General features: G+C 69.5%; 15 protein-coding genes and 1 pseudogene. 13 read left to right on the top strand and 3 right to left on the bottom strand.

Features of this window, described 5'->3' with window-relative positions:
* From AC1DSA_RS22950 to AC1DSA_RS22965, 4 genes and pseudogenes are all read left to right on the top strand, one after another.
* Positions 1-396: pseudogene (locus AC1DSA_RS22950) on the top strand (hypothetical protein); the annotation flags it as partial.
* Between the two features lie 101 nt (positions 397-497).
* A complete protein-coding gene (locus AC1DSA_RS22955) occupies positions 498-1,253 on the top strand; it encodes a class II aldolase/adducin family protein (protein ID WP_477893277.1) in 756 nt (251 codons plus the stop codon).
* A 46-nt stretch (positions 1,254-1,299) separates the two neighbouring features.
* Positions 1,300-2,286 (top strand): Bug family tripartite tricarboxylate transporter substrate binding protein, encoded by a 987-nt coding sequence (locus AC1DSA_RS22960; protein WP_477893218.1) that lies wholly within the window; start codon positions 1,300-1,302, stop codon positions 2,284-2,286.
* On the top strand, positions 2,283-3,269 hold the full coding sequence (locus AC1DSA_RS22965; RefSeq protein WP_477893219.1) for an NAD(P)-dependent oxidoreductase: 987 nt from the start codon (positions 2,283-2,285) through the stop codon (positions 3,267-3,269). Before AC1DSA_RS22960 ends, AC1DSA_RS22965 begins: the two co-directional genes overlap by 4 nt.
* Positions 3,270-3,306: 37 nt before the next feature.
* On the opposite strand, the gene AC1DSA_RS22970 is transcribed toward AC1DSA_RS22965, so the two are convergent.
* Positions 3,307-3,828, bottom strand: coding sequence for an NUDIX hydrolase (locus AC1DSA_RS22970; protein WP_477893220.1), 522 nt, complete (start codon positions 3,826-3,828; stop codon positions 3,307-3,309).
* Positions 3,829-3,948: 120 nt separating this feature from the next.
* Between AC1DSA_RS22970 and AC1DSA_RS22975 the strand changes: the two genes are divergently transcribed.
* From AC1DSA_RS22975 to AC1DSA_RS22990, 4 genes are read left to right on the top strand one after another with little or no spacing between them, the layout of a single operon-like run.
* Positions 3,949-4,707: a MotA/TolQ/ExbB proton channel family protein gene (locus AC1DSA_RS22975; RefSeq protein WP_477893221.1), complete on the top strand. Its 759-nt coding sequence runs from the start codon at positions 3,949-3,951 to the stop codon at positions 4,705-4,707.
* A gap of 1 nt (position 4,708) precedes the next feature.
* Positions 4,709-5,131: an ExbD/TolR family protein gene (locus AC1DSA_RS22980; protein ID WP_477893222.1), complete on the top strand. Its 423-nt coding sequence runs from the start codon at positions 4,709-4,711 to the stop codon at positions 5,129-5,131.
* A gap of 4 nt (positions 5,132-5,135) precedes the next feature.
* Positions 5,136-5,558 carry an ExbD/TolR family protein gene (locus tag AC1DSA_RS22985; RefSeq protein WP_477893223.1) on the top strand — a complete coding sequence of 141 codons (423 nt, stop codon included), beginning with the start codon at positions 5,136-5,138 and terminating at the stop codon, positions 5,556-5,558.
* Positions 5,555-6,139 carry a diguanylate cyclase gene (locus tag AC1DSA_RS22990; protein ID WP_477893224.1) on the top strand — a complete coding sequence of 195 codons (585 nt, stop codon included), beginning with the start codon at positions 5,555-5,557 and terminating at the stop codon, positions 6,137-6,139. The genes AC1DSA_RS22985 and AC1DSA_RS22990 overlap by 4 nt, the downstream gene beginning before the upstream one ends.
* Here AC1DSA_RS22990 and AC1DSA_RS22995 read toward each other — a convergent pair.
* Entirely contained in the window at positions 6,102-6,824 is a 723-nt protein-coding gene (locus AC1DSA_RS22995; protein ID WP_477893225.1) for a hypothetical protein, read from the bottom strand. The genes AC1DSA_RS22990 and AC1DSA_RS22995 overlap by 38 nt on opposite strands.
* 65 nt (positions 6,825-6,889) lie before the next feature.
* Positions 6,890-8,002 carry a metallophosphoesterase gene (locus AC1DSA_RS23000; protein WP_477893226.1) on the bottom strand — a complete coding sequence of 371 codons (1,113 nt, stop codon included), beginning with the start codon at positions 8,000-8,002 and terminating at the stop codon, positions 6,890-6,892.
* Between the two features lie 149 nt (positions 8,003-8,151).
* Between AC1DSA_RS23000 and AC1DSA_RS23005 the strand changes: the two genes are divergently transcribed.
* The 5 genes from AC1DSA_RS23005 (at position 8,152) to AC1DSA_RS23025 (ending at position 15,099) form a co-directional block, all read left to right on the top strand.
* Complete coding sequence (locus AC1DSA_RS23005; protein WP_477893227.1) at positions 8,152-9,807, top strand: Re/Si-specific NAD(P)(+) transhydrogenase subunit alpha; 1,656 nt, start codon at positions 8,152-8,154, stop codon at positions 9,805-9,807.
* A gap of 12 nt (positions 9,808-9,819) precedes the next feature.
* Positions 9,820-11,238, top strand: coding sequence for a Re/Si-specific NAD(P)(+) transhydrogenase subunit beta (gene pntB, locus AC1DSA_RS23010; RefSeq protein ID WP_477893228.1), 1,419 nt, complete (start codon positions 9,820-9,822; stop codon positions 11,236-11,238).
* Between the two features lie 117 nt (positions 11,239-11,355).
* Entirely contained in the window at positions 11,356-13,032 is a 1,677-nt protein-coding gene (locus tag AC1DSA_RS23015) for a long-chain-fatty-acid--CoA ligase (RefSeq protein WP_477893229.1), read from the top strand.
* Positions 13,033-13,178: 146 nt separating this feature from the next.
* The gene (locus tag AC1DSA_RS23020) at positions 13,179-14,192 is read left to right on the top strand and encodes an ABC transporter permease subunit (protein ID WP_477893230.1); all 1,014 of its coding nucleotides are present in this window, start codon (positions 13,179-13,181) and stop codon (positions 14,190-14,192) included.
* A 1-nt stretch (position 14,193) separates the two neighbouring features.
* On the top strand, positions 14,194-15,099 hold the full coding sequence (locus AC1DSA_RS23025) for an ABC transporter permease subunit (RefSeq protein WP_477893231.1): 906 nt from the start codon (positions 14,194-14,196) through the stop codon (positions 15,097-15,099).
* Positions 15,100-15,137 lie beyond the last annotated feature (38 nt).

Consider the following 15,137-nt stretch of genomic DNA (forward strand, 5'->3'; position numbering starts at 1 on the left):
CGCCCGCAAGGGCCGGTCGTCGATGCGCCGGTCGCTCCCGGTCCCCCGCAAGCCGGCTCACCGTCGCCGGTCCCCGCGCCGTCACCGGAGTGGGGCCCGCCCGGTGTGGCGCCGCCCGCCGCCGGGCGGCCGGCCTTGCCGCCGGCACCGGTGATCCTGCCCCCGGCACCGCGGCAGATCGTCCCCGGCCCCTGGAACACGCAGCGCCGCAGCCTGTCCGACATGGCCAACGAGCAGCTGCGCCGCGGCAAGCCCAAGGACGCGCTGGAAGCGGGCATGGAAGGCGCGGCCCGCCAGGACTGCCTGCACGGCAGCGAGAAGGCGGGCACGGTCAACGGCCTGCTGAATGCGCCCTCGGTGGTGGGGCGCGCGCTGTCGGGCAACTGTCCGAAGTAAGCGGGCTTGTCGAAGGCGCGGGGGAGCCTGTACCCTGAGGCCGCCGCAAAAGCAGGAGACAGGCAGTGCAGAAGAAGGCTGGAGTTCTCGACATCCCGTCGATGCAGGGTCGTTGTTCGGAGCCGGAATGGCAGGCGCGCGTGGACCTCGCGGCGTGCTACCGGCTGGTCGAGATCTACGGCATGGCCGACATGATGGCCAACCACATCTCGTGCCGCGTGCCGGACGAGGAGGGCGCCTTCCTGATCAACCCCTACGGGATGATGTACGAGGAGATCACGGCCTCCTGCCTGATCAAGGTGGACGTCGCGGGCAACATCCTGTCGAGTCCCGACTTCGGCGGCCTGAACTACGGCGTCAACAAGGCGGGCTACGTGATCCACAGCGCGGTGCATGCGGCGCGCCCGGAGATCGGCTGCGTGATCCACACGCACAGCTGGGCGTCGATGGCGGTGTCGGCGCTGGAGTGCGGGCTGCTGCCCATCACGCAGACGGCGATGCGCTTCCTGAAGATCGGCTACCACGACTACCAGGGCGTGGTTCTCGACACGAAGGAGCAGGAATCGCTGCTGCGCGACCTGGGCGACGGCGAGGCGGTGATCCTGCGCAACCACGGCGCGCTGGTGGTGGGCCGCACCACCGGCGAGGCCTTCAACTGGACGCACCGCCTGGAGCTGGCCTGCCGTTCGCAGATCGGGGCCATGTCCTGCAACACGCCGCTGCGGCAGGTGCCCCGGCCGGTGCTGGAGGAAACCTGGAACAACTACCAGCCCGGCACGCGCCGGCCCTATGGCGTGATGGAGTGGCCGGCGCTGTTGCGCAAGCTGGACCGCATCGACCCGGGCTTCCGGAACTGAGCGCGCGAAGACGCGACCCAGTCCACGACGACAGGAGACACACATCGTGAGCCGTTCCGAATCCGCGCTGCGGCGCCGCAGCCTGCTGGCCGCCGCGGCGGCCTTGGCCCTGCCTTCCACCCTTGTGTTCGCGCAGGCGCCGGACTATCCCGCCAGGCCGGTGCGCGTCCTGGTCGCGTTCACCGCCGGCGGCACCACCGACATCCTGGCGCGCGCGGTGAGCCAGAAGCTGAGCGAACGGTTCAAGCAGCCCTTCGTGGTGGACAACAAGCCGGGAGCGGGCGGCAACCTGGGCACCGAACTGGCGGCGCGTTCGGCGCCGGACGGCTACACGCTGATCGTCAACTCGGTGGGGCCGATGGCGGTGAACCCCTCGCTGTACAGCAAGCTGAACATCAATCCGCTGTCCGACCTGGTGCCGGTCGTGCAGATCGCCGACGTGCCCAACGTGCTGGTGGTGCATCCCTCGGTGCCGGCCCACTCGGTGGAAGAACTGCTCGCCCATGCGAAGGCGAACCCGGGCAAGCTGAACTACGGCTCCACCGGCATCGGCACCTCCTCGCACCTGTCCGGCTTCATGCTCAGCCAGCGCGCCAACATCGAAACGACGCACATCCCGTACAAGGGCGCGGAGGCGCTGAAGGACCTGCTGGCCGGCCGCGTGCAGTTCATGTTCGCGACCATTCCTTCCGTGATCCAGCACATCCACGCCGGCAAGCTGCGCGCCCTGGCGGTGACCAGCGTGAAACCCTCGCGCTCGCTGCCCAACGTGCCGACGGTGGCGGACAAGGGCTTCCCCGGCTTCGAGGCGGGTTCGTGGTTCGGCTTCTTCGCGCCCAAGGGCACGCCGGAGAACGTGATCGCCGAATTGAACAGGGCCGTCAACGAGGCGCTGCCCGCACTGCAGGAACAGATGATCCGCGAGGGCGCCGACCCGGTGGGCGGAACGCCGCTGCAGTTCGGCCTGTTCGTGCAGAAGGAACACGAGAAGTGGAAGGGCATCGTGCGCGAATCGAAGGCCACCGCCGAGTGAGCGCCGCGCCGCTGCGCATCCTGCTGTCGCGCGCGTCGGCCTCGGCCCTCGCGAACGACATCGCGCTGGCGCTGGGCGGACGGCCGCATCGCCTGCTCGCGCCCGACACGGCGCAAGGCGAAGTCGATGTGGCCTTCGTGTCGCGCGACGTCACCGGGCTGTCCACCAAGCACGAGGTGCAGCCGGCGACGCAGGCGTTCTACGACGCCCTGGAGGCCGCGCCCGCGCTGCGCTGGGTGCACGTGCATTCGGCGGGCGCGGACCGCCCGGTGTACGTGCGGCTGCGCGAGCGCGGCGTGCAGGTCACCACCTCATCGGGTGTCAACGCAGCGGTGGTGGCGCACAGCGCGCTGGCCGGCCTGCTGGCGCTGGCGCGGCACCTGCCGCAGCTGTGGGCCGCGCAGCGCGAGCGCACCTGGGCGCCGCTGCTGGCCAGCGGCCTGCCGCGCGACCTGCAGGGCCAGCACGCCGTGCTGGTGGGCTGGGGGCCGATCGGCCAGCAGCTGGGACGGCTGCTGCTGGCGCTCGGGCTGCGCGTGACGGTGGTGCGCCAGCACGACCGCCCCGCGGGCGAAGGCTTTGCCACGGTGCCCGGCACCCGGCTGCACGAGGTGCTGCCGCAGGCGGACTGGCTGCTGCTGGCGTGCCCGCTGACGGAGGCCACGCGCGGATGGATCGATGGCCGCGCGCTGGCGCTGCTGCCGGCCCATGCGCGGCTGGTGAACGTGGCGCGCGGCGAACTGGTGGACGAAGCGGCGCTGGTCGCGGCGCTGCAGTCCGGTCGCCTCGGTGGCGCCTTCCTCGACGTGTTCGCGCACGAGCCGCTGCCGGCGGCGTCGCCACTCTGGGCGCTGCCCAACGTGCTGGTGACGCCGCACAGCGCGGGCTTTTCCGACGGCAATGCCGCGCGCGTGACGGGCCTGTTCCTGGACAACCTGCGGCGCTGGAACGCCGGCGAGCCCCTGCGCAACCTCGTGGCCTAGGAGGCTGCGCAGGCCCGTTTCTCTGCCGCGAAGACTCCTAACGCCCTTCGCCGTCGCTGGGATCCTGGTCGCGTTCCTGGCCGGGGCCGCGGATGCTGGGGTCGCAGTAGATGGCGGACAGCGGAAGACGCACGCCGGCCAGGTAGTCCTCCAGGCAGCGCAGCACCAGGGGGCTGCGATGGCGCTCGGCGGTGGCGCGCAATTCGTCCGGCGTCATCCACAGCGTGCGGATGATTCCCACGTCCAGCGCCCGGCCGACTTCCTCGTGGCCCAGTTCGCCGGTGAAGGCGAAGCGCAGGTAGGTGATGTCCTCGCCGGTGACGGACCGCTGGAAGCGCGAGATGTAGACGCCCAGCAGGCCGGTCGGCCGGAAATGCCAGGCCGTCTCCTCCAGCGCCTCGCGCGCGCAGCCTTCCGCCGGCGTCTCGCCGGGGTCCAGGTGGCCGGCGGGATTGTTGATCCGCAAGCCCTCGGACGTTTCTTCTTCGATCATCAGGAAGCGGCCGTCGCGTTCGATCACGGCGGCCACGGTGACGCTCGGTCGCCAACGGTGGTCCATGGCGCGCATTATCGGGGCTCCTTCCCGGCCCAAGGCGCGCGCCAGTCCCTGCAACGGGGCGTCCGGGCACGTGGCCGCCGTCTGGCCGCAGAATGTGGCCTTCCCGGCCCCCGCACCTCCATGCTCCGAACCGCTGCCGCCTTCCTCCTGTTCCTCGCCGCCGTCCTGCCGGCCGCCGCGCAATCCAGCCTGCCCGCGATCCAGGCGCCGCCCGCGCCGTCGAATCCCTACGGGTTCGGCGCGCTCTGGGGGCAGGGGGACATCGTCTCGCGCACCACCATCGTGATCCTGGTCGTGATGTCGCTGGCCAGCTGGTACGTGCTGATCACCAAGCTGCTGGCGCAATCGCGCCTGGGCGGGCAGGGGCGGGCGGCCAACGCCAGCTTCTGGAAGGCCGACACGGTGCAGCAGGGCGCGCAGGCGCTGCAGCCCGGCAGCCCCTACCGCTTCATCGCCGAGTCGGCGCTGGAGGCCACGCACAAGCACGGGGGGCTGATCGGCAAGGTGGACCTCAACACCTGGGTGGCGCAAAGCATCGAGCGCGCCGTCGGCACGGTGCACAGCCGCACGCAGGAAGGCCTGGCCGTGCTGGCGACCGTGGGTTCCACGGCGCCCTTCGTCGGGCTGTTCGGCACGGTCTGGGGCATCTACAACGCGCTGGTGCGCATCGGCGCCTCGGGGCAGGCGTCGATCGACAAGGTCGCGGGGCCGGTGGGCGAGGCGCTGATCATGACGGCCATCGGCCTGGCGGTCGCGGTGCCGGCGGTGCTGGGCTACAACTGGCTGGTCCGCCGCAACAAGGTGGCGATGGACACCGTGCGCGCCTTCGGCTCCGACCTGCACACCGTGCTGCTGGCCACCGGCGGGACAGGACGCTAGCGTGGCCATCCAGTTCGCCGGCGAGGACCGCGAGGACACGCTGATCGCGCAGATCAACACCACGCCGCTGGTGGACGTGATGCTGGTGCTGCTGATCATCTTCCTGATCACCATCCCGGTGGTGAACAGCTCCATCGCGGTGAACCTGCCGCGCGAGCAGAACCAGCGCAGCGACGCGCAGCAGGAGAACGTGATCGTGACGGTGGACGCCCGCGGCGCCACCTACTGGTTCGACACGCGCCTGCCCGACCAGGCGGCGCTGACCGAGCTGCTGGTGAAGATCGCCGCCATGCAGCCGCAGCCCGAGCTGCACATCCGCGGCGACGTGCGCGCCGACTACGAGGCGATCGGCCGCGTGGTGCTGTCGGCGCAGCAGGCCGGCATCGCCCGCATCGGCTTCCTCACCGAGCCGCCTTCGCGCTGACGCCATGCAGATCCGCGCCGGTGCCGAGCCCGATGCCGAACCGCTGGTGGACATCAACACCACGCCGCTGGTGGACGTGCTGCTGGTGCTGCTGGTCATGCTGATCATCACCATCCCGATCCAGCTCAACGCCGTCGGGCTCGAGATGCCCGGCCGCACCGCGCCGCGCCCGCCGACGCCGCCGGTGGTGGTGCAGCTGGACGTGAACGCCGCCGGGCAGTTCCTCTGGAACGGCGAGCCGCTGGCCGACCGCGCCGCGCTCGATGCCAGGATGGCGGACGCCGCGAAGGCGCCGGAGCAACCCGAAATCCACCTGCGCGCCGACCGCCATGCCAAGTACGCGGCGGTCGCCGCCGCCCTCACCAGCGCGCAGCGCGCGGGCCTGGTGAAGATCGGCCTGGTGGGCACGGAGCAGTTCGCACCATGACTCCACAGGACGGCGCCCGGCTTCTGCTGATGGGCGGCGTGGTGCCGCTCTGGATCCTGGCCGGGCTGGCCGACTGGTGGTGCCACCGGCGCACCGCGATCGAACGCACCAGCGGCCTGCGCGAGAACCTGTTCCACTGGCTGCTGTTCGCCGAAGCCGGCATGGCGTTGGGCGCGGTCGCCTTGCTGGAGGTGAACGCGGCGCTGTTGCTGCTGGTGTCCGCGGCCTTCCTGCTGCACGAGGTGACCACCTTCATCGAGCTGCGCTACACCGTGCCGCGCCGCGAGGTGGCGCCGCTGGAGCAGATGATCCACAGCTTCATGGAGATCCTGCCGCTGCTGCTGCTGGGGCTGCTGGCGGTGATCGGCTGGGACCAGGGCCAGGCGCTGTTCGACGGCGGACGCGCCGACTTCGCATTGCGCGCGACGCGCTCGCCCTGGCCACCGGCCTACCTGCTGGCGGTGGCCGGCGCCGTGCTGCTCTTCAACGTGCTGCCGATGGCGGAGGAGGCGCGGCGCTGCTGGCGCGCCCGCGGCCTGCCGCCTAGGCCTCGTACTCCGCCGCCCCCTGCACCCACATGAAGGACTGCAGGTCGATCATGTCGCGCGCCTTGAAGCCGGGCTTGCGGTCGAGGTCCCGGCGCAGCACGGCGGCGAAGGTCAGCAGGTCCTGGTAGTCGGCCCAGGTGGGCTGGGTGCGGGACGACAGGGCGTAGCCGTAGTCGCGCGCCGCCTTGCGGGTCGCACGCGGCTTGCAGAACATGTGGCGCTCGGGTCGGGCGATGAAGCCGAACACCGTGGCCATCGGCCAGGTCAGCACCCGGCTCTGGCGTTGCGGCAGGTCGCGCAGCGCTTCGATCCAGTCGCTGAAGCGGCGCTGCAGCGAACCGTGACCGTAGAGGAAAGCGTACAGCTCGGTCGCGAACAGCCGCGCGCCCGCCGGCGTCTTGACGGCGTCGCGCAAGGCCATGCGCTCGAACGAGAACAGCAGGTTGGCGCGGGCCTCGACGCGCACCGCCGCATCGGCGATCGCGCGGAATTCGCCGCGCGCCAGCAGCTTGCGAAAGGTCGCGGGAGCCAGCTCGGTCTCCCAATCGAGGTGGGCGCGCTCCTTGTGCGAGCGCTCGGCCACGAGGTAGGTCTCGTCCTCGAAGCCATCGGGATAGAACAGTTCGAATTTGCGGCGGCAGAGGGCCGCTCCGAGGTAAATGACGTTGGAGGCACCGGCGCCGGTGAGGGGGGTCGAGAGGAAAGCTGCACGTGCCATGAAGGCAGTGTTCGGCACGCTTCAAGCTCGACAGCGTAGGACAACGCCTTCCCGGGCCGTAGGACTCAGCCGGACGCCGCCAGACGCAGCTCGGCAATTTCAGATGGTGCACCAAAACGCTTCGGCGGACCCCAATAACCGGTCCCACGGCTGACGTAGACCTGCAAACGGCCGAGCTGGTGCAGCCCGGCCGTATATGGCTGCTGCAGGGCCACGAAGAAGGTCCAGGGCAGGAACTGGCCGCCATGCGTGTGCCCCGACAGCTGCAGGTCGAAGCCCGCGCGCGCCGCCGCGGCGGCCGTGCGGGGCTGGTGCGCCAGCAGCACGCGCGCCGCGTGCGCGGGTGCGCCGCGCAGCGCGGCCTCGGGGTCGCTGCCGTGGGCCGGATCGAAGTGATGGCCGCCGTAGTCGGGCACGCCCGCGAGCACCAGTTCGGCACCGGCGTGCCGAAGCACCACGTGCTCGTTGTGCAGGACACGGACGCCCAGGCGGCGCAGTTCGTCGACCCAGCCATGCACGCCGGAGTAATACTCGTGGTTGCCGGTGACGAAGTAGACGCCGTGGCGCGCGCGCAGTTGCGCGAGCGGCGCGACGTGGGCGCGCAGTTCCGCCACCGACCCGTCCACCAGGTCGCCGGTGATGGCGACGACGTCGGCGTCGAGCGCGTTGACGCGATCGACGATCGCCTGCAGGTAATCCTGCTTGATCGTCGGGCCCACGTGGATGTCGCTGATCTGGACGATGCGAAAGCCCGCCAGCGCCGGGTCCAGCGTCGGCAAGGTGACGTCCACGCGCTTGACCCGCGCGGGGCGGCGGGCGTTGAAGAAACCCAGGACGGTGACAGTGAGCGCCAGCAGCGGCACGGCGATGGCCGTGGCTTCGTCCAGGTCCGGCCCGCCGGCGAGATTCAGTGCGAGCACGGCGAGGTCGCGCAGCAGGGTCAGCACCAGCAGCGACGAGAACAGGCCCATGAACAGCATGCCCACCCAGGTCAGGCGGTCGGCCGCCGGCGGCCGCAGCAGGCGACGCGCCAGCAGGCCGGCCGGCATCAGCACCGCGGACGCGAGCAGCACCAGCGCCAGGGCGATCCCGGCGGCGGCGGGCAGCGCGGAGGCGAGCCGCACCCCGATGTAGAGATGGAGCACGGCGGAGAGCGCGAAGACGGTGGAGAACGACATCGGTGGCGTAGCTTATGGCTTTCATCGCTCCCAGGTGATGCCTGGAGCTCGACAGGGTTTCATGTAAGCTTGCGTTCAGTCACGTGTCCGGGGAGAGGACACGAAATTCCTGATCGACCCCAACTCTTCACAACGAGGAGAAGACATCCATGCAGACCGGCGCCTCCGCCGAGACCACGGCGGGCGAAGCCCGCCTTGCCGTCGCCCCCGGGGCGATCCCCGAAACGTTGCTGATCGGAGTTCCGAAGGAAACGGCGGCCGGCGAGAAGCGGGTCGCGACCGTCCCCGACGTGGTCGCGAAGCTCGTCAAGCTCGGCTTCTCGGTCGCCGTGGAAAGCGGCGCCGGCGATGCCGCCAACTTTGCCGACGACACCTATCGCGCCGTCGGCGCCGAGATCGCGCCGACCGCGGCCGAACTCTGGTCCCGGGCCGACATCGTCTTCAAGGTGCGCCCGCCCAGCCCGGAGGAAGTCCGGCTCCTGCGCGAAGGCGCCACGCTGATCGGCTTCGTCTGGCCCGCGCAGAATCCCGAACTCATGCAGCAGCTGGCGGACCGCAAGGCCACCGTGCTCGCCATCGACTCGCTGCCGCGCCAGCTGTCGCGCGCGCAGAAGATGGATGCGCTGACTTCCATGGCCGGCATCAGCGGCTATCGCGCGGTGATCGAGGCCGCCAACGCCTTCGGCCGCTTCTTCAACGGCCAGATCACCGCCGCCGGCAAGATCCCGCCGGCCCGGGTCTTCATCGCCGGTGCCGGCGTCGCCGGCCTGGCCGCCATCGGCACGGCCGCCAACCTGGGCGCCATCGTGCGCGCCAACGACACGCGCGCGGAAGTGGCCGACCAGGTGGTGTCGCTGGGCGGCGAATTCGTCAAGGTGGACTACGAGGAGGAAGGCTCGGGCGGCGGTGGCTACGCCAAGGTGATGAGCGAGGGCTTCCTCCAGGCCCAGCGCGAGATGTATGCCCGGGAGGCCAAGGAAGCCGACATCATCATCACGACCGCCCTGATTCCGGGCAAGCCCGCACCCAAGCTCATCACCGCCGAGATGGTCCGGAGCATGAAGCCGGGCAGCGTGATCGTCGACATGGCGGCGGAGCAAGGCGGCAACTGCGAACTGACCGAGCCCGGCCAGGCCGTGGTGAAGCACGGCGTCACCATCGTCGGCTACACCGACCTGGTCAGCCGGCTGGCCAAGCAGTCCTCGACGCTGTATTCGAACAACCTGCTGCGCCTGGCCGAGGAACTCTGCAAGGCCAAGGACGGCCGGATCAACGTCAACATGGACGACGACGCCATCCGGGGCCTGACGGTCATCAAGGAAGGCAGCATCACCTGGCCGCCGCCGCCGCCCAAGATCCCGGCCGCGGCGCCGAAGAAGCCGGCGGCCATGCCGCAGGCTGCGCCCAAGGGGCACGGCCACGGCGCCGGCGAACCGATGTCGGCCAAGTCGCTGGCGACGGTGTTCGGCGTCGGCGCGCTGCTGTTCCTGCTGGTCGGCCTGTACGCGCCGATCTCCTTCCTGGCCCACTTCACCGTGTTCGTGCTGGCCTGCTTCATCGGCTACATGGTGGTGTGGAACGTGACGCCTTCGCTGCACACGCCGCTCATGAGCGTGACCAACGCCATCTCGTCGATCATCGCCATCGGCGCGCTGATCCAGGTCGCGCCGCCGCTCACGGACGCCGCCAACCGGCCGTCCCTGCTGATCCTGGGGCTGGCGGTGTTCTCGCTGGCCCTCACGGCCGTCAACATGTTCGGCGGCTTCGCGGTCACGCGGCGCATGCTGGCGATGTTCCGCAAATAAGAAGGCACGGACATGAACGCAAGCCTCGCCACCGTTTCCTATATCGGCTCGACCATCCTGTTCATCCTGAGCCTGGGCGGCCTCGCCAACCCCGAGACCGCCCGCCGCGGCAACGTCTTCGGCATGATCGGCATGGCCGTGGCCGTGCTGGCCACCGTGTTCGGCCCGCGTGTCTCGCCGGCCGGCTATGCCTGGATCATCGGCGCGCTGGTGGTGGGCGGCAGCATCGGCCTCTTCGCTGCGAAGAAGGTGCAGATGACGCAGATGCCGGAGCTGGTCGCGCTGATGCACAGCCTGGTGGGCCTGGCCGCCTGCCTGGTCGGCTTCGCCAGCTACGTCGACACGTCGACCGTGTTCCCGACGCCGGCTGAAAAGGCGATCCACGAGATGGAGATCTACATCGGCATCCTGATCGGCGCCGTGACCTTCTCCGGCTCGGTGATCGCCTTCGGCAAGCTCTCGGGCAAGATCGGCGGCAAGCCCCTGCTGCTTCCGGGGCGGCACTGGATGAACCTCGCGGGCCTGCTGGTCGTCATCTGGTTCGGCCGGGAGTTCCTCCACGCCGAGACCATCCAGGCCGGCATGACCCCGCTGATCGTGATGACCGCGATCGCGCTGCTGTTCGGCGTGCACATGGTGATGGCCATCGGCGGCGCCGACATGCCGGTGGTGGTCTCGATGCTGAACAGCTATTCGGGCTGGGCCGCGGCGGCCACGGGCTTCATGCTCAGCAACGACCTGCTGATCGTGGTGGGCGCGCTGGTGGGCTCCTCGGGCGCGATCCTGTCGTACATCATGTGCCGCGCCATGAACCGCAACTTCATCAGCGTCATCGCCGGCGGCTTCGGCAGCGGCGGCGGCAGCACGCCGGCGCCCTCGGCGGGCGATGCGCAGCCGGCCGGCGAGGTATCGCCGGTCGGCGCGGTGGAAACCGCGGAGATGCTGCGCGAGGCCAAGAACGTCATCATCGTGCCCGGCTACGGCATGGCGGTGGCGCAGGCCCAGCACACGGTGTACGAGATCACGAAGCTGCTGCGCGAGAAGGGCGTCAAGGTGCGCTTCGGCATCCATCCGGTGGCGGGCCGCATGCCCGGCCACATGAACGTGCTGCTGGCCGAAGCGAAGGTGCCCTACGACATCGTGATGGAGATGGACGAGATCAACCAGGACTTCCCCGAGACCGACGTCGCCATGGTGATCGGCGCCAACGACATCGTGAACCCGGCCGCGCAGGAAGACCCGGCGAGTCCCATCGCCGGCATGCCGGTGCTGGAAGTCTGGAAGGCCAGGCACTCCATCGTCATGAAGCGCAGCATGGCCTCCGGCTACGCCGGCGTCGACAATCCGCTCTTCTACAAGGACAACAACCGCATGCTGTTCGGCGACGCCAAGAAGATGCTCGACGAGGTGCTGGCCGCGCTGATGGCCTGAGGCCGGGGCCGGTTCGTCGGTAGGATGACGACCGGCAAGGCCCGGCGGCGGGCCGAGGACGACGGGGCGGCCTGTCCTCCGTCCGGCATCGCTGGAAGAAGAATAAAGGAGACTCGCATGGACACTCGCCCCTGGCTCGGCGCCTACCCGCAAGGGGTGCCGGCGGACATCGACGCTGCGCAGTACGCCTCGCTGGTGCAGCTGATGGAGGAAAGCTTCCAGAAGTTCGCGGCGCGCACCGCGTACTCCTTCATGGGCAAGGAAGTGAGCTACGGCGAGACCGACTCGCTCAGCCGCGCGTTCGCCGCCTACCTGCAGGGGCTGGGGCTGGCCAAGGGCGACCGGGTGGCGATCATGATGCCCAACGTGCCGCAGTACCCGGTGGCGGTGGCGGCGATCCTGCGCGCCGGCTTCGTGGTGGTGAACGTCAACCCGCTGTACACGCCGCGCGAGCTGGAGCACCAGCTGAAGGACTCGGGCAGCAAGGTGATCGTCATCATCGAGAACTTCGCCGGCACGCTGCAGCAGTGCATCGCCCAGACGCCGGTCAAGCACGTGGTGCTGGCCACCATGGGTGACATGCTGGGCGGGCTCAAGGGCGCGCTGGTGAACTACGTGGTGCGCAAGGTCAAGAAGATGGTGCCGGCGTACAGCCTGCCGGGCGCCGTCAGGTTCAGGGAAGCGATCGACCGCGGGCAGCGCGGCACGCTGCGCAAGCCCGAGATCAAGCCGGACGACGTGGCGGTGCTGCAATACACCGGCGGCACCACGGGCGTCTCCAAGGGTGCGGTGCTCCTGCATCGCAACGTGATCGCCAACGTGCTGCAGTCCGAGGCCTGGAACCAGCCGATGATGGGCAAGGTTCCGGCCAGCGAGCAGCCGACCGCCATCTGCGCGCTGCCGCTGTACCACATCTTCGCCTTCACGGTCGGGATGATGCTGAACCTGCGCACCGGCGGGAAGCTGATCCTGATCCCCAATCCGCGCGACCTGCCGGCGGTGCTCAAGGAGCTGTCGAAGCAGAAGTTCCACAGCTTCCCCGCCGTCAACACGCTGTTCAACGGCCTGGCCAACCACCCGGATTTCGACAAGGTGGACTGGTCCAACCTGAAGGTGTCGGTCGGCGGCGGCATGGCGGTGCAGGGCGCGGTGGCCAAGCTGTGGCTGCAGAAGACCGGCTGCGCGATCTGCGAGGGCTACGGCCTGTCGGAGACCTCGCCCTCGGCCAGCTGCAACCCGGTGACCAGCACCGAATTCACCGGCACGATCGGCGTGCCCCTGCCGTCCACCCTGATGAAGTGCATCGACGACGACGGCAACGAAGTGCCCCTGGGCCAGCCGGGCGAGATCGCGATCAAGGGCCCGCAGGTCATGGCCGGCTACTGGCAGCGTCCCGACGAGACCGCCAAGGTCATGACCGCGGACGGCTACTTCAAGAGCGGCGACATCGGCGTCATGGACGAGCGCGGTTATTTCAAGATCGTCGACCGCAAGAAGGACATGGTGCTGGTGTCCGGCTTCAACGTGTACCCGAACGAGGTCGAGGAGCTGGTCATGCAGCTGCCGGGCGTCGCGGAATGCGCGGTGGTCGGGGTGCCGGACGAAAAGACCGGCGAGGCGGTGAAGCTGGTGATCGTCAAGCGCGACCAGGCGCTCACCGAAGAACAGGTGCGCGAGTTCTGCCGCGCCAACCTCACCGGCTACAAGCAGCCGCGGGTGATCGAGTTCCGCACCGACCTGCCCAAGACGCCGGTGGGCAAGATCCTGCGGCGCGAGCTGCGCGACAAGAAGTAGCCCGGCCGGGCCCGGGTCCGGCCCGCGGACCCATGGCTCGGTCCTTGCATCCAGCCGCCGGCTGGCAGCTTTTGCCTCCTTCGTGACACCCCCCGGGTGCATCCCCGGGGGTGACAGACTGCCGAGCCGCCCGACAATCACGCCCCATGCTCCGTTTCCTCCTGACCCGCCTGTCGCTGGTCATCCCAACCTTCTTCGGGATGACGCTGCTGGCTTTCTTCCTGATCCGGCTGGTGCCGGGCGACCCGATCGAGACCATGGCGGGCGAGCGCGGCATCGACGCCGCCCGCCACGCCAAGCTGATCCAGGAGTACGGCTTCGACAAGCCCGTGCTGGTGCAGTACGGCATCTACATCGGCCGCGTGCTGCACGGTGACCTGGGCAAGTCCATCATCACGCAGGAGCCGGTGATCCGCGAATTCGCGGCGCTGTTCCCGGCCACCATCGAGCTCGCCGTCTGCGCCATCGTGTTCGCGCTGGTGCTGGGCATCCCCGCCGGCATCATCGCCGCGGTGAAGCGCAACTCGGTGTTCGACCACGGCGTGATGGCCACCTCGCTCACCGGCTACTCGATGCCGATTTTCTGGTGGGGCCTGCTGCTGATCCTGCTGTTCTCGGTGCAGCTCGGGTGGACGCCGGTGTCGGGCCGGCTCGACGTGCTGTATTTCATCGAACCGAAGACCGGCTTCCTGCTGATCGACTCGCTGCTGTCGGACGACAAGGGGGCCTTCTTCTCCGCGGTCAAGCACCTGATCCTGCCCACCATCGTGCTGGGCACCAACCCGCTGGCGGTGGTCGCGCGGATGACGCGCTCGGCCATGCTGGAGGTGCTGGGCGAGGACTACATCCGCACCGCGCGGGCCAAGGGCCTGCCGCCGCTCAAGGTGATCGGCGTGCACGCGCTGCGCAACGCGCTGATCCCGGTGGTCACCGTGATCGGCCTGCAGGTGGGCGTGCTGTTCACCGGCGCCATCCTGACCGAAACCATCTTCTCGTGGCCGGGCGTCGGCAAATGGCTGATCGAGGCGATCAACCGGCGCGACTACCCGGTGCTGCAAGGCGGCATGCTGCTGCTCGGCGTGATCGTGATGACCGTGAACCTGCTGGTCGACGTCGCCTACGGCCTGATCAACCCGCGCATCCGCCAAGGGGGACATTGAGATGGCTGACGTCGCTCCCACCGTCATCGTCAAGACGGCGCCCACGCCCCCGGGGCCCTGGCGCGAGTTCTGGCTCTCGTTCTCCGCCAACCACGGCGCCGTCGGCGGCATGGTGGTGGTGGCCGTGCTGCTGCTGCTGGCCGTGTTCGCGCCCTGGATCGCGCCGCACGCGCCGGACGTCACCAACAGCGCGGCCTTCCTGAAGCCGCCGGCCTGGACGGCGGGCGGCTCGGCGCAGTTCCTGCTGGGCACCGACGCGATCGGCCGCGACATCCTGTCGCGCCTGATCCATGGCGCGCGCCTGTCGCTGTCGATCGGCCTGGCGGTGGTGGCGATCTCGGTGGCGGTCGGCATCGCGCTGGGCCTGATCGCCGGCTTCGCGCGCGGCATCACCGAGATCTTCATCATGCGGCTGATGGACATCATCCTGACGCTGCCCAGCCTGCTGCTGGCGATCGTGATCGTCGCCATCCTCGGCCCCGGCCTGGTCAACGCGATGCTGGCGGTGGCCGTCGTGGTGCTGCCGCATTACGTGCGCATCACCCGCGCCGCGGTGATCGCCGAGGTGGCGCGGGACTACGTCACGGCCGCGCGGGTCAGCGGCGCGGGCACCCTGCGGCTGATGTTCAGCGAAGTGCTGCCCAACTGCGCGGCGCCACTGATCGTGCAAGCCTCGCTGGGCGTGTCCACCGCCATCCTGGACGCCGCCGCGCTCGGCTTCCTCGGCCTGGGCGCGCAGCCGCCGTCGCCCGAGTGGGGAACCATGCTGGCCGACGCCCGCGAGTTCGTGCTGCGTGCCTGGTGGGTCGTGACCTTCCCCGGCCTGATGATCCTGGCCGCCGTGCTGGCCTTCAACCTGATGGGCGACGGACTGCGCGACGCCCTCGACCCCAAGCTCAAGAGATGAGACCCCCACGTTCGCTTTGCTCTCTGCACCAGGACGGC

It is taken from the genome of Ramlibacter sp. P4_H7 (genome assembly GCF_056400765.1).